The organism is Rhodococcus sp. C3V (assembly GCF_029269915.1).
Lineage (GTDB): Bacteria > Actinomycetota > Actinomycetes > Mycobacteriales > Mycobacteriaceae > Rhodococcus_F > Rhodococcus_F qingshengii.
In genome coordinates this window covers 442,521-463,305 of the sequence record NZ_JARJBE010000004.1, presented here as the reverse complement: position 1 = coordinate 463,305, position 20,785 = coordinate 442,521, and the positions used below count along the sequence as shown (strand labels likewise).

Below are 20,785 nucleotides of genomic sequence, written 5' to 3'. Positions count from 1 at the left end.
GTTCGGTGTGACCGCCCCTGATTCAGACTCCGACTCAGCGCCCAACGTGATTGCCGCGCTGTTCGACGTGACGTCCGATTCAGTCGGCGACGAACATGTCGAACAGGTACTTGCCGAATTCGGCTTTGGCGCAACGGAGGTCGCGGAGACCGCGGCCCTCATCCGGGCCAGTCGGTCGGAATTTCGGCGACTTCGCCGTCGCGAGAACGAATTGGCGGTTCTCTATTCGAGTGCACGTGAGCTCGCGCAGGTTCGCGACGTGGACACACTGCTGCAGAGGCTGGTCAACCGCGCACACGACATCATGGGCACCGACGTCACGTACCTGTCCGAGTTCGACGTGATCACTCGTGACCTGAATGTTCGAAAGACGGCCGGCGCGGTCTCGCCGGAACTCCAGCATCTGCAAGTTCCTGCCGGCGCGGGACTGGTCAGCGCGATTGCCGAATCTCGAGCAGCCCAATGGGTTCAGAACTACAGCGACTACACGCAGTCGCGCCATGACGAAGTGGTCGATGCCGCGATCGTCGCCGAGGGTCTGGTGGCGATTCTCGGCGTGCCGATGCTCTCCGACGGCCAGATCCTCGGAGTCCTGTTTGCCGCCGACCGCCGGGAACGACGATTTACCGCAGATCAGATCGCCCTGCTCTCTGCGCTGGCTGATCACGCCTCGGTAGTCCTGCAAACCGCACGGGCGCTGGACCGCGCCGAGGAATCCGCCGCCGAGACCGGGCGAGCACTCGACGAGCTGCGCGAGCACGTGTCCGCGCGGGACAAATCGAACATCGTCCACCAGGATCTGATCCACGCCGTTCTCCGCGGCGGTGGCTACGCCCAGGTTGCACGAACCCTCAGCAGCGCACTCGAACGCAGCACCGTCGTCGTCGACAATGAGCTACGCCCTCTCGTCACATCGTCGGGTGAGCAGATCACGACGGTGCCGTTGTCGCTACCTCGCGCCGTGTCCGATGCCATCGACCAGAGTCGCCGCAGTGGCCGATGCACGTTTGTCGCCGATAACAGCGAGACCGTGATCCAACTCGTCAGCGCCGTCACCGCCGGAGAATCGTTCCTCGGGGCCATCTTGCTGAATCGTTCGGACGCGCCGATCGGCCCCGTCGAACTCCGGACCGTGGAACGGGCAGCTCAGGTCACTGCCATCCTCGTGTTGCAACACTCGGCGGCGGCAGCAGCGGACCGGCGTGCACGTGACGAACTGGTCGCCGACTTGCTGAGCACTGCGCCCGAGCGCAGGCGCGATCTCGAACGTAGGACCCGAAACCTCGGCATCTCCCTCGGCGAACTGGACACCGTCCTCGTGGTGTCGGTCGCTCCGGAACTCCGCACCGCCGCGCTCCGCGCAATCGGGCAGTCTCTGCCGGTAGCGGGGTTGGCGGCGCAGCATGCCGGATTGATCGCGGTGGTCTCGCGCTCGGGAAACCCGGCAGCCGCGGCGACGGTCATTCACCGTCAGATCACCGGTTCGGTAGGACCGCACGCAGTAGTCATTGCGCCGGCGACGGCGGAACGCCCCGAAGAGCTCCCGGCGCGCTTCACCTCGGCGCTGCGCACGGCCCGCCTACTCACGGCATTGGGCAAGACCGACGGCGCGGTCACGACGGCGTCATATCTGCCGTACACCGTTCTGTTCGGCGAAAATCCGGAATCACTTCATCAGTTCATCGACGAAGTAATCGGCCCGGTACTCGCGTACGACCGCGACAAGGACACCGATCTCACCGCGACCCTTCGTGCCCTGGTACGCAACGACGGGAGCCCGACCAAGGCTGCCCGCGCACTCAACTATCACCCCAACACCGTCGTTCAGCGTCTCGACCGCATCCGTACGCTCCTCGGTCAATCGTGGCGGGAAAACGAGAACTTTTTCCGGGTGTCCATGGCGACGAGGCTCGACGAACTTCGGGACGTGGGAACCGAAGAGGCCGGAAGCGGCATCAACGACAGCGCCGATGGTGCATGACACTACAATTTCGACCGATCGATGTGTTGTGAGCACGTGGCCTGGCAAGCATCGACCTCCCTACTGTGAAGCGGAGCACAGAAACACTTCAGGAGGACGACCCCACGTGTCTATGAACAACCGGTCCATCAACAGCCGCATCGCCGATTTCCGGTCCTACGACGTCGCCGCACGACGCGCCGAGATCGTCCGCCAGACCGACCTGACCGAGGCAGACATCGCGGTCTACGACGCCGCCGACGGCCTCACCATCGATCAGGCCGATCGCATGGTCGAGAACGTCCTCGGCGTCATCGGCATCCCGGTCGGCGTGGCCACCAACTTCACGATCAACGGCACGGACTACCTGATCCCGCTCGCCACCGAGGAGCCGTCGGTAGTCGCCGCCGCAAGCAACGCTGCTCGCATCGCACGCGGACTCGGCGGCTTTCACGTCTCGAGTACCCCGCCGATCATGCAGGCCCAGATACAACTCGTCGACGTCGTGGATCCGGCAGCCGCCCGTATCCGACTCCTCGAGGCACGTGAAGAAATCATTGCACTCGCCAACGAACAGGACCCGAAACTGGTCAGCGTCGGCGGTGGCGTGAAGGACGTTTCGGTACGCATCGTTTCTTCGGACAAGGCCACCTACGTCGTCCTTCACCTTCACGTCGACGTACGAGATGCCATGGGCGCCAACGCCGTCAACACGATGGCCGAGGCAATCGCGGATCGAGTAGCCGAGATCGGCGGCGGGCACGTCGTTCTTCGCATTCTCACCAACAAGGCAGATCTGCGGCTGACGCGCGTTCGTGCCGTGTTCGACGCCGAATTGATCGGCGGTGCAGAGGTAGTGGACAACCTGATCCATGCCGCACGCTTGGCGGAGCTGGATCCCTACCGCGCCGCGACACACAACAAGGGCATCATGAACGGCATCAGCGCCGTGGTGTTGGCAACCGGAAACGACACGCGCGCAGTCGAAGCCGGGTGCCATTCCCATGCAGTCAACGCCGACGGGATCTACTCGTCGCTCTCGCATTTCGAGAAGAATGCCGACGGCAACATCGTCGGCACCCTCGAGCTACCCATGCCGGTCGGCCTCGTCGGCGGCGCCACCAAGGTGCACCCGGTAGCGCAGGCCGCAATCAAGATGCTCGGCGTCGAGAGCGCCGAAGAACTCGCCGGCATCATTCTGGCAGTCGGCCTGGCGCAGAACCTGGCTGCTGTCCGCGTTCTGGCCAGTGAGGGTGTCCAGCGCGGACACATGGGGCTGCACGCCCGCAACATCGCTGCCACCGCCGGAGCGCAGAAGAGCGAGATCGACGCCGTGGTTGCACGCCTGATCGCGGACAAGAGCATTCGCGTCGAGCATGCCGAGAAGGTTCTCGCCGAGATCCGCGGCGGAAACTGACGACAATGACCGAAACAGTTGCAGGATCACCGGTGCGGAAGCCGGCGCCTCATCGAGTGCCGGCGCCGGGGCTGCCGACCTCGGTCCGGATCTACGAAGTCGGGCCACGCGACGGACTTCAAGCGGAAACAGCGGTGATCCCGACCGAGACGAAAGCCCAGTTCATCGAACGCCTGGTCGCGGCCGGCTCCCGCACTGTCGAATTGACGAGTTTCGTCTCACCTCGATGGATCCCGCAACTTGCGGACGCGGAAGAATTGATGGGTCGGCTGCACCTGCCGGACTCGGTACGTACGGTCGTTCTTGTCCCGAACCGCAAGGGTCTCGAGCGGGCCGTCGCCGCCGGAGCAAGCGAGGTTGCAGTATTCGTCAGCGCCACAAAGGAATTCGCGAAACGCAACCTCAATTCCACGGTGGACGGCGCGATCGCCGCGGCTGCCGAGGTCACTACGGCCGCCCGAGCCCTGGGACTTCCCGTCCGCGGCTACATCTCCATGTGCTTCGGCGACCCCTGGGAAGGCTCCGTGCCCGTCGAGCGTGTCGCCGACATCGCAAAGACCCTGATCGACAGCGGTGTCACGTCACTCTCACTCGGCGACACCATCGGCGTCGGCACACCTGGCCATGTGCTCGCTTTGCTCGGCGCCCTCCGAGAACGTGGCATCCCCACATCGCAGATCGCCATGCACTTTCACGACACCTACGGCCAGGCGCTGTCGAACGTCTATGCGTCGTTGACCGCTGGGGTATCCGAATTCGACAGTTCCGCAGGTGGTCTCGGACGGTGCCCATATGCCAAGGGCGCGACCGGAAATCTCGCGACCGAGGATCTGGTGTGGATGCTCCACGGCCTCGGGATCGACACCGGCATCGACCTGGATTCGCTCACCGATACAAGCATCTGGATGGCCGAACAGATCGGGCACTCGAGCCCGTCCCGAGTTGTCACCGCCCTCCGCGCAGCACGCACCTGACACCCGCAACGCAAGCCCTCATCTCGCAAGCCCCTCCCTGTACGACCCCGCCATGCATGACACTGGAGAAGACTGATGTCACCACCGCAGCCGGCAACGACGCCGACCACCACAACCGAGCCGACCGAGCAGCAGACATACCTCGAGGTCTGGGGTGACACCGTCAACGGTCGACACCTCGCGATCTCCGTTGCAGTCGGCAGTGTCGTCGGCGCCTCGGCCCTTCTCGCGGCCCAGGCACTGTTCGAACGGGTCGTCAGCGAACCGTCGTTGGCCCAGGCGTACAGCCTGCTGGTCGGCATCGCGGCCTGCCTGCTCGCCGGCGTGGTCTGCGGAATCTTCATCAAGCCGAAGCGGATAGTCGCCTTGGCCGCCGCCGACGCGGAGTCGATCGACGGTGTCATCACGACGATGAGTGAACAGCGCCAGGGTCTGGGCACTCTCGCCGACATTCCGGAGCAGAGCCGACAGGAACTTCGCGAGCTGGGTCTGTACGATCACTTCGCCGCTGCCGAGGCCGAGCACGCACGGGTCTCGAACACACCGAAGGACGGTGGGCGCGCATGAGTTCGGTTCTGACCAACGAAATTCTGATTGCCGTTCTCTTCGGCATCATCGGTGCGGTCGCGTTCACGTTCATCGGATTGATCTCCGGCACGGACGAGACCGCCACGATCGCACCGCTGACTCTGCTCGTGATTCTGCTCGGCGCTCCCCCGGCGGCGGTCTTCACGTTCTTCCTCTCCGGTGCGATCGCCAAACACATGACGCACGCGGTGCCGACGATGCTGCTGGGCATTCCCGGCGACACGATGGCGATTCCACTCTTGCCGGAAGCGCAGATGATGCGCTCACTCGGCATCCCGCACATCGCACTCCGCAAGGCGATCTCGGGAGCAGTGATCTCGGCGTTCGTCGCTGTGCCGGTTGCCGTTTTGTTCGCGACCATCCTCGCGCCGTTCGCGGACACCGTTCAGTCGATAGCACCGTGGCTGTTCCTGGTCGCCGCCATCGGCATCGCCTACGCCTCACCAGGCCGCTGGGCCGGGGTTGTCGCCCTCGTTCCCTTCGTCATCTTGATCCTCGGCGCCCGCGCGTTGACGTCGAATTACGATGTGTCGCTGAACATCAGCTACTTCCTTGCGATCGCAGTCGGGCCGCTGATCGCGGACCTCGCATTGACCTTGGGCCCGTCGAGCCGTAAGGACATGGAACGCAGTGAACCCAAAACCGTTGCATTGGCCCCGGACATCAAAGGATGGAAGGGATACTTCCCCAATCCTCTGAAGGTCCTCGATCGCAAGCAGATCGGTTACACCGCCGCCGCTTCCACGGTGTCGAGCGCAACCTTCGTCTTCAGCCCGGTCGCCATGACTGTTCTGATGGGTGAGCTGGTAGGTGCGCGGATCAAGAACGGCTATCACCGACTGACCACAATGGTCTCGGCGAAGAACGGTACGACGGAATCCACCTACATCGCGGAAACCCTCATCCCACTCGTCGCTTTCGGCCTTCCGCTCAGCCCGCTCGCGGCAGGCCCCGCAGCCCCTCTGTTCAACGCTCCACCGGTGTTCGAGACCAATCAGGAAACCGGAGTGATCAACAATCTCTCCACGTACCTGACGCAGTGGGAGTTCCTGCTCTACGGACTGCTCGCAGTGGTCACGGCGACGGTCATCGCATACCCGTTTGCCATGAACTACGCGTACCGCGCTGCGTCAGCGGTGGTCAAGCACATCAGTCACGAAGCTGTGATCGCGGTGTTCACGGGACTGGTCGTGGTCATCAGCATCTGGGAGGGCGGCATCCTCGGGCTTCTGATCACCGTGACGGTCGGCCTGGTCGGTGGTCTTCTCGGGCGCCTGTTCAAGATTCACGGCGGAGTTCTTTTCATGGGTTACTACGTAGCGCTGTTCAGTGTTCCTGCCCTGATCAATCTGTTCTGAATCGGTCGACTCCACCACCACGTACGGACCCGCAACAAACTGCGGGTCCGCACGTATTTCTTCAGCTACCGACCGTGAGCGCCACGGTTCGATTGCGGTCCAACTTCTTCGCTCGATACAACGCCTCGTCAGCGCAATCGACCAATTGCGTCAGGGCTGCGTCGCCGTGGGGTGAACACGCGACACCGATGCTGACCGTCGGCCCGAAGTCGCCCAATACTGCCGACGAATTCTCCGCTTGCGCGCGTCGAATCATCTCGGCTGTTTCGGTCGCACCCTCGAGATCGACGCCGGCCATCAGTACGACGAACTCCTCGCCGCCCAATCGGGCGAAGAGATGCTTGTCATCGAGGTGCCGCCGCACCTGATCGGCAAAACTCACCAACGCCGTATCGCCGGCACGATGACCGAGGTTGTCGTTCACCATCTTGAAGTGATCCAGATCCATCATCAGGACGCTGACCGGACGTCCAGAGTGGCGACGCGGATCGGTCGCACCCGTCACGCTGCCGCCTCGCCGCAAGAATTCGTCCCGGCGCAACGCACCGGTGAGATCGTCGTGGGTGACGGCCTGGGTGAGTGCCTCGAGGGCGCGGCGACGCTCGAGGATCACACAGGCCACCGCGATCGGCGCTACCGCCAGCAGCGACAATCCGATCTGGACCGACGCGCTGACCGGCGAGACGCCCTCGCTGGACAATCCGAGATGGCCGTCGGCCGTCAGTACCAACGTCCAGGCAGTTGACACAGCGGTGAGCACCGACGTGACAAATACATTGGTGAGCAAGGCTGCAGTCACCAGCGCCGGCATGGCAAACGCGATCGCTCCGGCACCGCCTATCACCCACTCCAAGATGATGCAGACGGCCAGCAGCGCCGTCGGAACGAATGATCGACGCACAAGCGTGGCAACAGCTTTCGGTTCTCGATCCACTCGTCGAAGCGAAGGGAATGTCAGCACCAAGGGGACGATGGTCATGTAGTTGACGAACTCACTCGAGAACCAGAGCAACCAGCCGTCCCACCACTGCCCGCCGAACAGCACGCGGTTCGCGATACCGCCCACGAGCGCCGCCATCGACGCGGCGGCGACAGTCATCGACACGAGATAGCCGACGGACTGAATACTGGTCAGTCGACGGTCCTCACTGTCGACCCAGCGAAAGGCGTAGAAGCCGCTCGCAACCCCGACGATGTTGGCCGCGTTGAGCCACACCGTGGAGTCCCATGCCCCACCGGTGATCAGGTCGGCTCCGACATAACCGACTACGACGCAGATCCAGGTGAGCAGTGTGGCGGAACGCGGCGACCGAAAGAGGATCCCGAGTAGCAGCGCGTTCGCCGGCCAGAAGACTGCAAGCGTGCCCGGCAGACGGCTCAGAATTCCGACCAGGCACGAGACGAAGACGACTACGCCGATAAGCAGTGCGCGACGTACGGCCGATGACGACAACGACTTTTCGACCGTGCTCACCACCTACATTCGACTGACCTACTCACAATTCGACAACCACTGTCGGTGACCAAGGCGCCCCGGATGCAGGGTCGCCGCAAGACACCCGTCGAAATATACCGACCGGAATCGTACGCGAGGGACGTCGAAACCCAAGGCGCCCCACTGTGCCTTGGCTATCGATGCGGACAAATCGGATGTTACGTCGTCATTTGGTCAAATGAAGTTCACCGAGCGTGATCGAAGCGGTGCGAGCAAACTCTCGGACACTCGCGCCTCCACTTCCGGCAGGCATTACCCCGAGAAGGGGAACACCGCTGACCGAAACCAGATCCTCGCGATTGCATCTCTCGGCGAGGTCCGGTTCCTGCGGCCACGAACCGATCACCAACCCGGCGCAGTCCACGCCGGATGCACGTAGGGCTTCCACGGTCAGTGCGGTGTGATTGAGCGTGCCCAGGCCGGACGCAACCACCAGCACCACTGGCACCGCCAGAGCCGCGGCAAGATCGCGAGCGGTGAACCCGTCGACGCCCAAGCGGACCAGCAAGCCGCCGGCGCCTTCGATCAGGGTCAAGTCGTGGGTGGTGTCCAGGTCGCGAGCAACTCGGACTACTTCGTCGAGCGCCAACAACGGCAGACCACTTCGACGGGCAGCAGTATCCGGCGCCAAAGGTTCGGGATACCGCGCCAACTCGACCAGCGTCACGCCGCCGCCGGTCAGACGCTCGATCTCGGCCAGATCACCCGCACCGTCCACGTCGACGCCGGTCTGGGCCGGTTTGAGCACCGCAACCGACTTTCCCGACTGCAGGGCGAGCGATGCCAGTGCTGCCGTCACCACTGTTTTTCCGACGTCGGTCGATGTGCCGGTCACCAGGAGAATACTCATGCGCGAGCACCTGCCAATACCTCGCGAAGTACGAGTGAGATCTGCTCCATCTCGGAAGGAGACAGCGTCGCTCGTGCAGTCAGACGCAGCCGTGACGTTCCTTCCGGAACCGACGGCGGGCGGAAGCAACCGACATGCAACCCCTGATCCCGGCACGCGGACGCGGCATCGAACGCCCGCTGCGGATCACCGAGAACGACTGAGACGACAGCAGATTCAGGCGACGGAGCACCGGTGACGTCCGCCAACTCGGATGCCCGGGCCAGGACGTCGAGCGCTCGCGTCGGCTCACGCTGGAGTACGGCGAGTGCAGCCCTGGCCGCGCCTACGGCGGCCGGTGCGAGACCGGTGTCGAAGATGAACGTTCTTGCCGCGTCGATGAGATGCGCGCGGATCTTGTTGTCACCGAGCACAACTCCACCCTGGCTGGCGAGCGACTTGGACAGTGTTGCCGTCACGACGACGTCGGGTTCACCGGCCAGGCCCGACTCGTGGACGAGTCCACGTCCACCGGTACCGCGCACACCGATGCCATGCGCCTCGTCGACCAACAGGATCGCCCCGTACTCGCGGCACGCCTGATGCATCTGCCGCAGTGGCGCAAGGTCTCCGTCGGCGCTGAAGACCGAATCGGTGACGACCAGTGCTCGCTCTTCCACTCTGCTGCGCAACGTGTCGGCGAGAAAGCCCATGTCCGAATGCGGAGCCACGGCAACCCGAGCACGTGACAGGCGGCAGGCATCCACCAGCGAGGCATGCGATCCCGCATCGGAGACGATCAACGACCCTGGACCCGAGAGCGCCGTCACCGCGCCGAGATTGGCTGTGTAACCGGAGGAGAAGACAAGTCCGGAGTCCGCCCCGACGAACTCGGCCAGTTCGACTTCGAGCAGTTCGTGTTCGGTGGTGGTGCCGGTGACCAGACGCGAGCCCGTGGCGCCCGCGCCCCAACGGCGCAGAGCCGCCGCGGCACCCTCGATCACATCGGGGTGCCGCACGAGTCCGAGATAATCGTTCGACGCCAGGTCGATCAACGGGGAGTCGACCGTGCGAGGACGGAGTTCGCGGCGCAGTCCAGCGGCCCTACGGTCCGCTTCGACGGCAGTGAGCCAATTCAGCGAGGTGTTCACTTTTCCGACCATACTTGAACACCGTTCAACTCAATGGTTAGGGTGCATCCGTGCTCACAACCGGACTTGATCCCCATGACGTCTCCGCCATCGATGCCGATGTCCTCTGGCATCCGTACGGATCGTTTCCCGCGTCGACTCGTCCGCTGATCGTCGACTCTGCGCAGGGGGCTACCCTGACGCTCTCCGACGGCCGCCGATTGGTCGACGGGATGAGCTCGTGGTGGGCCGCCATTCACGGCTACCGCAATCCCGTGCTCGACACCGCCGCCGCACGGCAGCTCGGCAAAATGAGCCATGTCATGTTCGGCGGACTGACGCACGAACCCGCCGCTCGCCTCGGGCGACTGCTCGTCGACATCACACCACCTCACCTCGACAAGGTGTTCCTCTCCGACTCCGGTTCGGTGGCCGTCGAAGTCGCAGTGAAGATGTGCCTGCAGTACTGGCGGAGCCTCGGAAAGCCGTCGAAGAATCGTTTGATGACCTGGCGCGGCGGATACCACGGTGACACCTTCACCCCCATGAGCGTCTGCGATCCCGACGGCGGCATGCATTCTCTCTGGACCGACGTCCTGCGCCCTCAGGTCTTCGCGCAAGCTCCCCCGGCGGGCTATCTCCCCGAATACGTGCAGGAGTTGGAATCGCTCTTGGCCGAGCATCACGAGCACCTCGCAGCGGTGATCGTGGAACCAGTGGTCCAAGGTGCCGGCGGAATGCGTTTCCACGATCCCGCGTACCTGATCGACCTGCGTAACCTCTGCGACAAGTACCAAGTCCTCCTGGTCTTCGACGAAATCGCGACCGGATTCGGACGCACCGGAGAATTGTTCGCCGCCGATCACGCCGGCGTCAGTCCCGATGTCACGTGCGTCGGCAAGGCACTGACCGGCGGGTACATGAGTCTGGCGGCAACGCTGTGCACCACGGAGATCGCGGAGACCATCACTGCCGGTGAGGGCGGCGGGCTGATGCACGGCCCCACCTTCATGGGCAATCCACTCGCGTGCGCCGTCGCGGTGGCGTCGACCGAACTTCTGCTTGCGATGGACTGGCGGCGTGACGTCGCAACCCTCGAACGTGGCCTCGCTCGAGGCCTCGCCGAAGCCGTCACAATTCCCGGGGTCGTCGACGTCCGCGTCAAAGGCGGAATCGGAGTGATCGAACTCGAACAGCCGGTCGACATGCAGAGCGCGACCGATGCAGCCGTCGACGCCGGCGTCTGGCTCCGGCCGTTCCGCAACCTCGTATACGCGATGCCTCCGTACCTGTGTTCGGAGGCAGAGGTGGAACAGATCACAGCCGGAATGCTTGCAACCGCCCGCAGCCAGGCGAAACGGTGATCGGCACCGTAGACAGTCGACGAGATTCGATCGGCTGCACCCGATAGGGTCTGATTCATGGATCAACCGCCGAGCGAGACCTCAGCCACTCCCATCCCGGTATGGCCTGGCAGTGCGTACCCACTCGGTGCCACCTACGACGGCGCGGGGACCAATTTCTCGCTCTTCTCCGAGGTCGCCGAGGCCGTCGAACTGTGCCTGATCGCCAAGGACGGAACCGAAACCCGCATTCGGATGGACGAGGTCGACGGTTACGTCTGGCATGCGTACCTTCCGTCGGTATCCCCCGGCCAGCGATACGGCTACCGCGTACACGGGCCGTACGATCCGGCTGCAGGTCTGCGATGCGATCCGAGCAAACTCCTGCTTGACCCGTACGGAAAAGCGTTCGACGGAGACTTCGACGGAGACCGTTCGCTGTTCTCGTACGACGTCGAATCGGCGGCGGACCCCGAACCTTCAGGAGACGACGAATCTCCCGCCGTGGGGCCGCAAGAGGCTACCGACGAAACGAGTTCGGAAGCCGAATCGGACGAGGTGGGCCTCGAAGACGACTCGCCCACGGGCGATCAGGAATCGGAAGAGATCCTCGAGCCCGAACCCTTCGAGCCGGAACCACTCGTCGACGAACCCGCCACCATCCCTTTCCCCCAACATGATTCGCTCGGCCATACGATGTCGACCGTCGTCATCAACCCGTTCTTCGATTGGGCGTCCGACCACTCGCCGAAGCGTCCTTATCACGAGACGGTCATCTACGAAGCGCACGTCAAGGGTATGACCGCGACGCACCCCGGAGTTCCGGAGGAATTGCGCGGCACGTACGCGGGGCTCGCTCATCCGGTGATCATCGAGCACCTCACCGATCTGGGTGTCACGGCGATCGAACTGATGCCGGTCCACCAGTTCATGCACGATCAGGTGCTTCTCGACCAAGGTCTGCGAAACTACTGGGGTTACAACACCTTCGGCTTTCTCGCTCCACACACCGACTACTCCTCGGCCACGAAACCCGATGCGGCCGTAGCGGAATTCAAAGCCATGGTGCGCAGCTTCCACCAGGCGGGTATCGAAGTGATCCTCGACGTGGTCTACAACCACACCGCCGAGGGCAATCACATGGGGCCGACCATCAGTTTCCGCGGAATCGACAATGCCGCCTACTACCGCCTGGTCGACGGCGACGAAGAGCACTACATGGACTACACCGGAACGGGCAACAGCCTCAACGCCCGTCATCCGCATACGCTGCAATTGATCATGGACTCTCTGCGGTACTGGGTCACGGAGATGCACGTCGACGGTTTCCGCTTCGACCTCGCCTCGACACTCGCCCGTGAACTGCACGACGTGGACCGCCTTTCGGCCTTCTTCGATCTCGTGCAACAGGATCCGATCGTCAGTCAGGTGAAGCTGATCGCCGAACCGTGGGACGTCGGCGAAGGCGGTTACCAGGTCGGCAACTTCCCCGGCCTGTGGACCGAATGGAACGGCAAATACCGCGACACCGTCCGCGACTACTGGCGTGGTGAGCCGGCAACGCTGGGGGAGTTCGCCTCCCGTCTCACCGGATCCTCTGATCTCTACGAGGCCACCGGACGTCGCCCCGGCGCGAGCATCAACTTCGTCATCGCTCACGACGGTTTCACCCTGCACGACCTCGTCTCGTACAACGAGAAGCACAACGAAGCCAACGGTGAGAACAACAACGACGGCGAATCGCACAACCGATCGTGGAACTGCGGAGTCGAAGGCCCCACCGACGACCCGGAAATCCTCGAACTGCGTGGACGTCAGAGCCGAAACATACTGGCTACGCTGATGCTCAGCCAGGGCACCCCGATGCTTGCTCACGGCGACGAGATGGGCCGAACTCAGCAGGGTAACAACAACGTTTACTGCCAGGATTCGGAACTGTCATGGATGGATTGGACTCTCGCGGAAACCAACGCCGACCTCGTCGAGTTCACCAAGCGCGCAATTGCCTTGCGCGCCAAGAACCCGGTCTTCCGGCGTCGTCGATTCTTCGAGGGGCGACCTATTCGAAGTGGCGATCAGAGTCGCGACATCGCCTGGCTCACGCCGTCTGGCGAAGAGATGACTCCGGCCGACTGGGACAGCGGTTTCGGCAAGTCGTTGGCTGTCTTTCTCAACGGTGACGCGATCCCGGAACCGAACTACCGTGGCGAGCGCGTCACCGGAGATTCGTTCCTTCTCTGCTTCAACGCCCACTACGAAGATCTCGAATTCTCCACCCCCAACGCGGACTACGCGTCGGAGTGGACCGTCGTACTGGACACCTCGGTCCCCACCGGTGAGAGCGATACCGTGATCAAAGCCGGAACAACATTGGATGTAAAAGCGCGAGCATTGACGGTACTTCGCAGAACCGCTTGAGGGAGACGTGCACATGGCCCCGATAACCAGCACCTACCGACTGCAGTTGCGACCGGATGCATTCACTCTTCGTGATGCGGCCGCACAGGTGGACTACTTCGAGGCCTTGGGGGTCTCACATCTCTATCTCTCCCCCATCCTCACTGCGACGTCCGGATCGACGCACGGCTACGACGTCACCGATCCGACAACCGTGTCCGAAGGACTTGGTGGCCGCGAGGCCCTGGTGGAGCTCTCGCGCGCCGTTCGATCACGTGGGATGGGCCTGATCGTCGATCTGGTCCCCAACCATGTCGGTGTCGCCAAACCTCGCGAAAATGCTTGGTGGTGGGACGTTCTCACGCACGGGCAGTCGTCGGAGTACGCGCATTTCTTCGACATCGATTGGGCCGAGGACAACGGAGCCAACGGCGCCGACGGCAAACTCTCACTCCCGGTACTGGGCAGCCCGGACGATCTCGACGCACTGACTGTCGAGAAAGATGGCGAGGAAACACTTCTCGCGTTCTACGAGCACCGCTTCCCCATCGCTGCCGGTACTGAATTCGGATCTCCACAGGAGGTGCACTCCAGGCAGTCGTACCGACTCGTACCGTGGAACGCCGGGATCGTCAATTACCGACGGTTCTTTGCCGTCAACGAACTCGCTGCGCTGCGCCAGGAGGACCCCCAAGTCTTTGAACTCTGCCATCGGCAGGTGAAGTCGTGGGTCGACGAAGGACTGATCGACGGCGTTCGCATCGATCATCCGGACGGACTCGCGAATCCGGCGGAATATCTCGGGCGCCTGCGAGAACTGATCGGACCAGATCAGTGGCTCGTGATCGAAAAGATCCTCGGCCATACGGAACCACTCGATCCGATGCTCCCGATCGACGGCACCACCGGATACGACGCCCTCAATCAGCTGGGCGGCATTTTCGTCGATCCCGCCGCCGAACTCGAATTGACCGAACTCTCGGCAGATCTGACCGGCGACGACGGGGACAGTACGTGGTTGCATCACACCGAACGTCAGTTCAAACGCGACACCGGGCGCGGTGACCTGGCACCGGAGGTTCGCAGGCTCGTACGTGCAATCCGACGCGAAACCGGAAGTCGTTGCAGTGAGACCGAACTGAACGACGCAGTTGTCGTCGCGATCGCTCGGATGCCGGTGTACCGATCCGACTACAGTCCCCTCGCCGGTTTGGCCGCTCGGATCGTCGGTGACATGCACGAATTGGCTCCCGGACATGAACCATCGTTCAACGTGTTGGCGCAATCCCTGGTGAACAGCGGTGAAGCCTCAGTTCGCTTCCAGCAGGTGTGTGGCGCTGTCATGGCCAAGTCCGTCGAAGATCGACTCTTCTATCGGACGGCGCGCCTGGTCTCACGTCAGGAAGTCGGCGGCAACCCGGCATCGCTTGCCGTCTCCGTCGCCGAATTCCATCTCCACAACGCGGACCGAGCGAAGCGGTGGCCGCGCGCGATGACGAGTCTGTCCACTCACGACACCAAACGCGGCGAGGACGTGCGGGCACGGATCGGTGTTGTGTCTCAGGTGCCGACGCTGTGGGCCCGGCTGATTCGCGAGTGGGAAGACGTGTGCCCCAGCCCTGATCCGCTTACCGGATTGTTCTTGTGGCAGAACATCATCGGTGTGTGGCCGGCGGACGGCCGCTCGGCAGCCTCGGTTCCAGAGCTGCGCGAGCGTTTGCACGCCTATGCGGAGAAAGCCGTCCGCGAGTCCGGCGCCAGAACTTCCTGGAACGATCCGGACGTCGACTTCGAGTCGGCAGTGCACCGCTGGATCGACGAGGTGATCGACGGCCCAGTCGGTGATTCGGTCAGCGAATTCGTCGGCAGGATCGCGCGTCACGGCTGGTCGGACTCTCTGGGCCAAAAGCTGCTCCAACTTCTCGGGCCCGGCGTTCCCGACGTCTACCAGGGCACTGAGCTGTGGGAGGACTCGTTGGTCGATCCGGACAACCGGCGGCTTGTCGACTACGGAACGAGGCGATCACTGCTCGATTCCGGCGCCGCGCCGATCGACGCAACAGGAACCGCAAAGTTGCACCTCGTTCGCACGGCACTGACACTGCGGCGGGAGAACCCCTCGTGGTTCGATCACGGTGAGTACCGGCCGGTCTTCGCTTCAGGTTCCGGATCCGGTCATCTGGTCGGCTTCTCGCGCGGCCCGGCAGGTGATCCGCCCATGGTCGTTGCTCTGGCGACGCGACATTCGCTCAGACTCTCGTCGCACGGTTGGAGAGATACGCGAGTGGACCTGCCAGATGGCGAATGGGTCGACGCACTGAGCGGACAACCCGTCTTGTCTTCGGATGCGCGGGACATCTTCGCTGCCGGGCCATGTGCCCTGTTGACCAGGGTGCGCTGAGCGGTTTCCGCTGACTGGGCATTCACCCCCGAAAAGAACTTCGTCGCGCTAACTTCCGAAGAGCAGATCATCACCACTAGTCGGAGGTTTGAGCATGGCCGCCAGTCGATTCACCGGAAAAGTTGCCTTCATCACCGGAGCCGCCCGTGGTCAGGGGCGCGCCGAAGCTGTCCGGCTGGCAGAAGAGGGCGCAGACATCATCGCCGTCGACGCGTGTGTTCAATTCGAATCCACCTCGTATGCCGGCGCCACCGACGACGACCTGGCCGAGACAGTCGAACTGGTCAAGGCCCTGGACCGTCGAATTGTCGCTACCAAGACCGACGTTCGCGACTTCTCTGCGCTGTCCGCGGCGCTCGCGGCCGGCATCGACGAATTGGGGCGACTTGACGTCGTCGTCGCGAACGCCGGAATCTGTTCTGCCAACATGTCCTGGGAAATCACGCCCGAGCAGTGGCAGGAAACGCTCGACGTCAACCTGACCGGCGTCTTCCACACCGCCAAGGCAGCGATCCCGCACCTGATCAAGCAAGGCACCGGTGGCTCGATCATCTTCACCAGCTCCGTCGCCGGCCTGCGCGGCCTCCCCTTCCTCGGCCATTACGTCGCGAGCAAACACGGCATCACCGGTCTGGCCAAGACGATGGCCTCGGAGTTGGGGCAGTACAACATTCGGGTCAACACCATCCACCCACACGGCGTGGAAACCGGAATGCAGATGACGGACATGCGGCCGCTCATCGACGCCAACGCCCACACACTCGGTCCGATCTTCATGCAGACCTTGCCCGACCCGGTCAGCCAGCCGGAGGACATCGCCGCCGCCGTCGCGTTCCTCGGTTCCGACGAGGCCCATCACATCACCGGCATCGCGATGCCGCTCGATCTGGGCACCCTGATCCGCTGATCGAATCTTCTCGAGTTTTTCCCGTCCTCGGGGAATATCGCTTCCCCGAGGACGGTTGCGCGAGACATGACCAAAACTGTTGTAGCGCAGACGTACGGCACGCCCGAGGTCCTGAAGCTGGTGGACGTCGATTTACCGGCACCGAAATCAGGTGAAGTCCTGGTCGACGTGAAGGCGATCGGCGTCAATCCCTTCGACTTCAAGCTCTACAGCGGCGCTTTCGGCACCGACCCCGAGAAACTTCCCATCCGCCTCGGCGGCGAGGCAGCGGGCGTCGTCTCGGCTGTCGGCGACGGCGTCACAAATGTGAACGTCGGCGACGAAGTGATCGTCAGCCCCGGCAACGGCCTCTACTCCGAACAAGTAGTCGTGCAGGTCTCCTCGGTGACCGCGAAGCCCGCAGGCATCAGCTGGGAACAGGCAGCCGGCCTCCTTCTGGTCGGCGGAACTGCAGTCGACGCCCTCGACACCGTTCGGGTCCGCTCCGGCGACACCGTTCTCATCCACGGCGCGTCTGGCGGCGTCGGCGCGATCGCTGTTCAGCTGGCAGTTGGTCGCGGAGCTACGGTGATCGGCACCGCGGGAGCCTCGAATCAGGATTACGTGCGCTCGCTCGGCGCGACGCCTGTGCTCTACGGCCACGGCCTCGAAGCGCGTGTCCGTGAACTCGCGCCGAACGGCGTCGACGCCGCCTTCGACACCGCCGGAACAGATGAAGCCGTCGATACTTCGCTGGCTTTGGTCTCCGACAAGAGCCGTATCGTCACCATCGTCGCGTTCGGACGCGCCCAGACCGACGGCTTCGCGTCCGTCGGCGGAGGCAATCCGACAAGTGCGGAAGCGCGTTTGAAGGCTCGATCCGAACTGGTCGAACAAGCCGGTTCCGGACATCTCACCGTCAAGATCGCCAAGACTTTCCCACTAACGGACGTCGCGCTCGCTCACACCGAGTTGCAGAGCTCCCATCCCGCCGGGAAGTTCATCCTCATTCCCTGACGTTGCTTGCGGTTCCCTGTGTCTGAGGGGCGAGTGGAACCAACAGGGTGGTGCCGAACGCGACGAGCACGGATTCGCCTTCGCGTTCGGCATGTACCTCGGCAGTGACGAACACCTGCTTGCGCCCGGCCTTGACCGAGCGCGCCGTAGCGACAAATGCGGTTCCGACGCCCGGACTCACGAAATTGACCGCGCAGTTGGACGCCGCCACGACACCTACCTGGGTGAAAGCAGCAAATCCGCACGCGGTGTCGACGAGTCCCGCCACGAGCGCAGCGTGCAGGTGTCCCGAGTACTGGCCCAGATCCTCACGCCATTCGAGCCGCAGACAGACGCGACCCGGTTCGGCCTCCGTGACTTCGAATCCGGCCCACCGGTTGAAGGCCGCCGAGGCGTTGACCGCGCGCAACTGTTCGAGCATTTCAGAATTTCCCATGTAGACCAGTCTACATAGATTGTGGTGGATCGCTGGGGTGTTTAAGCTCCAACTCGTGGCGACTCCCCCGAAACACCGCGAAGCACTCGTACGAGCTGCGGCCGATCTGTTTCGCCGCCAGGGGTATGCGGCAACGGGCCTCAACGAGATCCTCAAGTCGAGCGGGGCGCCGAAAGGTTCGCTCTACCACTACTTTCCCGGCGGCAAAGAGCAGATCGGCGAAGAGGTCGTCCGCGTCGGCGGGCAGTTGGTCACCGACACCCTGACCGAACTCGCCGACAGCCAATCGGACGCCGGGTCACTGCTGCGCGAGTACGCGCGGTTGCTCGCCGGATGGGTGAGCGATTCGGATTTCCACGAAGGCTCGCCGATCACGACGGTGTTGTTGGAACTTGCCCCCGATTCGGAGAGCGTGACAGCCGCCGGACAGGCGGTGTATCGACAGTGGACTTCGCTACTGCGCGACACACTGATCGCGTCCGGGGTCGGACGTGCGCGAGCGGAACGGCTTGCCGTCCTTGCAGTGTCCGCGCTCGAGGGCTCGCTGGTGCGGGCTCGCGTCGAACGATCCGGTCAGCCGATTCTCGACTCCCTCGGCGAGGTCGCCGACGTGTTCGACGGAGCAATCGCCGCGGCGCACTCGCACTGAGCGAACGCGACCTGAGCGAACGGCACTCTCGGTCTCATGAAGGCGCCGAAAGGTACGTTCGCTCGGAATCGGAGGGTGGCTCAGTCGGCTTCCGGGCGCCACCTCGAGCACCACCGCGGGCCGCGCCGATCCCTGCGACGACGACGCACGCGATACCTGCCACGGCCAGAACACTCGGAACCTGTTGCAGCACAACCAGACCGATAAGCTGCGCGAAAGCAGGCTCGAGACTCATCAGCGTGCCGAACGCCGCCGTGGACAGCCTTCGCAACGAGACCATCTCCAGAACGAACGGCACGACGGGCAGCAAGATCGCGAGTCCGAGGCCCACGAGAATCAGATGCGGAGTCAGCCGCCCGATAGCCGAGTGGCCTACGGCAATTGTCGCGGCCAACCCGGCTACCGCCATCGACACCGCCAGCCCGTTGATACCGGCAACCTCGTCGCCGACGCGCTGGGTGAGCACTATGTACATCGCCCAGCAGAGCGCCGCACCGAGTGCGTACGCCACACCGACCAGATCGACTGTCCCGGCCCATGGTTCGGTGAGAAGCACGACGCCCACGCCTGCCAGAACCGGCCACAGAACGCGGCCACGCCCCCGGAGCAATGCAACCGTCAGCGGACCCAAGAATTCCAATGCGCTTGCTGTTCCCAGCGGAAGTCGCTCCACCGCTGCCATGAACAGGAGCGTCATACCTGCGGTGACCACACCCAGAACCACGCAAGCCAGAAACGCCTTGCGAGTGAACACCGAGGGGCGGGGCCTGACGATGATCAGAAGAATGATGCCCGCCCAGGCGAGTCGTATCCACGCCGCTCCGTCTGCGCCGAGCTGATCGATCAGACCCACCGACACGGCGAGCCCGAGCTGCACGCACAACATCGCCAGAACAGCCAGGCCCACTCCGGCCCGCGCTTTCGTATCCATAGCTGAATTGAACGGGAGGCCAACCGTTCGTGTCCACGCGATTTTGACCTACATTATGTTCACGATTAGTGAATGATCGAAGGATGGAAACCCGTCGACTCCATCTCCTCCTCGAACTCTCCCGCTTGGGTTCGATGCGTGCGGTCGCCGAAGCGCACAACCTCACGACGTCGACAGTGTCCCAACAACTCGCGGCCTTGACCGCGGAGACCGGTACCGCACTGATCGAGCCCGACGGTCGCCGGGTGCGGCTGACGCCGGCCGGTCAACGACTGGCCGATCATGCCGTCACCATCCTGGCAGCCGTCGATGCAGCTCGCCTGGACCTCGATCCGGACGCGGAACCGGTGGGGACCCTGCGAGTCGGCGGATTCGCAACTGCGATCAGAACCGCGATGCTCCCCGTCGCTCGAAGCCTGCAACGCAGTCACCCGCAGGTGGACGTGATGATCTACGAATACGAACCCGTCGAGGCTTTTGCACTCCTCGAACGCGACGATCTAGACCTCGCACTGACGTACGACTACAACCTCGCCCCCGCGTCGCCGAGCCCACTACTCGAAGCAATTCCGCTCTGGTCGACGCCATGGGGACTGTGTGTTCCCGACGACGCCAAAGCTCCCGACAAGTCCACAGAATCCGGAATCGATCTCCGCGCCTTCGCCGACACGTCATGGATAGTGAACTCACGCAACACGGCAGACGAGCGCGCTGTGCGAACCCTCGCGTCGCTGGCCGGGTTCACCCCTCGGATCACTCACCAGATCGACAGTCTCGACTTGGTCGAACTCTTGATCCTCAGTGGTTACGGCGTGGGGCTGATGCCGCTCGAACGCAAGACTCGCGAAGGCGTGCGCGTCGAACCACTCGTCGATCCGCCCGTCATCCTCACTGCCTATGCGGTGACGCGTCGCGGCCGATCGTCGTGGCCGCCACTTCGGCTCGTGTTGGACCGACTCACGGCCTACCGATAA

General features: G+C 63.3%; 17 protein-coding genes. 12 read left to right on the top strand and 5 right to left on the bottom strand.

Annotation, left to right across the window (positions count from 1 at the left end; genetic code table 11):
- Positions 1-7: 7 nt before the first annotated feature.
- From P3G66_RS14525 to P3G66_RS14505, 5 genes are all read left to right on the top strand, one after another.
- A complete protein-coding gene (locus P3G66_RS14525) occupies positions 8-1,981 on the top strand; it encodes a helix-turn-helix domain-containing protein (protein ID WP_276116748.1) in 1,974 nt (657 codons plus the stop codon).
- 112 nt (positions 1,982-2,093) lie between these two features.
- Complete coding sequence (locus P3G66_RS14520) at positions 2,094-3,377, top strand: hydroxymethylglutaryl-CoA reductase, degradative (protein WP_064444162.1); 1,284 nt, start codon at positions 2,094-2,096, stop codon at positions 3,375-3,377.
- A gap of 5 nt (positions 3,378-3,382) precedes the next feature.
- A complete protein-coding gene (locus P3G66_RS14515; protein ID WP_082920636.1) occupies positions 3,383-4,351 on the top strand; it encodes a hydroxymethylglutaryl-CoA lyase in 969 nt (322 codons plus the stop codon).
- Between the two features lie 75 nt (positions 4,352-4,426).
- The gene (locus P3G66_RS14510) at positions 4,427-4,918 is read left to right on the top strand and encodes a hypothetical protein (protein ID WP_003941716.1); all 492 of its coding nucleotides are present in this window, start codon (positions 4,427-4,429) and stop codon (positions 4,916-4,918) included.
- Positions 4,915-6,297, top strand: a complete 1,383-nt coding sequence (locus P3G66_RS14505; RefSeq protein ID WP_003941745.1) for a tripartite tricarboxylate transporter permease — start codon at positions 4,915-4,917, stop codon at positions 6,295-6,297. The genes P3G66_RS14510 and P3G66_RS14505 overlap by 4 nt, the downstream gene beginning before the upstream one ends.
- A 61-nt stretch (positions 6,298-6,358) precedes the next feature.
- On the opposite strand, the gene P3G66_RS14500 is transcribed toward P3G66_RS14505, so the two are convergent.
- The 3 genes from P3G66_RS14500 to P3G66_RS14490 form a co-directional block, all read right to left on the bottom strand.
- Positions 6,359-7,771, bottom strand: a complete 1,413-nt coding sequence (locus tag P3G66_RS14500; RefSeq protein ID WP_276116747.1) for a sensor domain-containing diguanylate cyclase — start codon at positions 7,769-7,771, stop codon at positions 6,359-6,361.
- A gap of 187 nt (positions 7,772-7,958) precedes the next feature.
- The gene (gene bioD, locus P3G66_RS14495; protein ID WP_276116746.1) at positions 7,959-8,642 is read right to left on the bottom strand and encodes a dethiobiotin synthase; all 684 of its coding nucleotides are present in this window, start codon (positions 8,640-8,642) and stop codon (positions 7,959-7,961) included.
- Positions 8,639-9,784, bottom strand: a complete 1,146-nt coding sequence (locus P3G66_RS14490; RefSeq protein ID WP_058039475.1) for an 8-amino-7-oxononanoate synthase — start codon at positions 9,782-9,784, stop codon at positions 8,639-8,641. Before P3G66_RS14490 ends, bioD begins: the two co-directional genes overlap by 4 nt.
- A 38-nt stretch (positions 9,785-9,822) precedes the next feature.
- On the opposite strand from P3G66_RS14490, the gene P3G66_RS14485 reads away from it, so the two are divergent.
- The 5 genes from P3G66_RS14485 to P3G66_RS14465 all read left to right on the top strand — a co-directional run bounded on the left by P3G66_RS14485 (position 9,823) and on the right by P3G66_RS14465 (position 17,795).
- Entirely contained in the window at positions 9,823-11,115 is a 1,293-nt protein-coding gene (locus P3G66_RS14485; RefSeq protein ID WP_276116745.1) for an adenosylmethionine--8-amino-7-oxononanoate transaminase, read from the top strand.
- 57 nt (positions 11,116-11,172) lie between these two features.
- Positions 11,173-13,512 carry a glycogen debranching protein GlgX gene (gene glgX / locus P3G66_RS14480; RefSeq protein ID WP_125051233.1) on the top strand — a complete coding sequence of 780 codons (2,340 nt, stop codon included), beginning with the start codon at positions 11,173-11,175 and terminating at the stop codon, positions 13,510-13,512.
- 13 nt (positions 13,513-13,525) lie between these two features.
- The gene (gene treY / locus P3G66_RS14475) at positions 13,526-15,892 is read left to right on the top strand and encodes a malto-oligosyltrehalose synthase (RefSeq protein WP_064075428.1); all 2,367 of its coding nucleotides are present in this window, start codon (positions 13,526-13,528) and stop codon (positions 15,890-15,892) included.
- A 94-nt stretch (positions 15,893-15,986) separates the two neighbouring features.
- Positions 15,987-16,799 (top strand): mycofactocin-coupled SDR family oxidoreductase, encoded by an 813-nt coding sequence (locus P3G66_RS14470; protein ID WP_007733124.1) that lies wholly within the window; start codon positions 15,987-15,989, stop codon positions 16,797-16,799.
- A 66-nt stretch (positions 16,800-16,865) separates the two neighbouring features.
- Positions 16,866-17,795 carry an NADP-dependent oxidoreductase gene (locus P3G66_RS14465; RefSeq protein WP_058039472.1) on the top strand — a complete coding sequence of 310 codons (930 nt, stop codon included), beginning with the start codon at positions 16,866-16,868 and terminating at the stop codon, positions 17,793-17,795.
- On the opposite strand, the gene P3G66_RS14460 is transcribed toward P3G66_RS14465, so the two are convergent.
- On the bottom strand, positions 17,785-18,231 hold the full coding sequence (locus P3G66_RS14460) for a PaaI family thioesterase (protein WP_223304504.1): 447 nt from the start codon (positions 18,229-18,231) through the stop codon (positions 17,785-17,787). The genes P3G66_RS14465 and P3G66_RS14460 overlap by 11 nt on opposite strands.
- Before the next feature lie 55 nt (positions 18,232-18,286).
- Here P3G66_RS14460 and P3G66_RS14455 point away from each other — a divergent pair, with 55 nt between their 5' ends.
- A complete protein-coding gene (locus P3G66_RS14455; protein ID WP_003941729.1) occupies positions 18,287-18,880 on the top strand; it encodes a TetR/AcrR family transcriptional regulator in 594 nt (197 codons plus the stop codon).
- Between the two features lie 34 nt (positions 18,881-18,914).
- Here P3G66_RS14455 and P3G66_RS14450 read toward each other — a convergent pair whose 3' ends face one another.
- On the bottom strand, positions 18,915-19,811 hold the full coding sequence (locus tag P3G66_RS14450; protein ID WP_058039470.1) for an EamA family transporter: 897 nt from the start codon (positions 19,809-19,811) through the stop codon (positions 18,915-18,917).
- A gap of 83 nt (positions 19,812-19,894) precedes the next feature.
- On the opposite strand from P3G66_RS14450, the gene P3G66_RS14445 reads away from it, so the two are divergent.
- Positions 19,895-20,785 carry a LysR family transcriptional regulator gene (locus P3G66_RS14445; protein ID WP_042921818.1) on the top strand — a complete coding sequence of 297 codons (891 nt, stop codon included), beginning with the start codon at positions 19,895-19,897 and terminating at the stop codon, positions 20,783-20,785.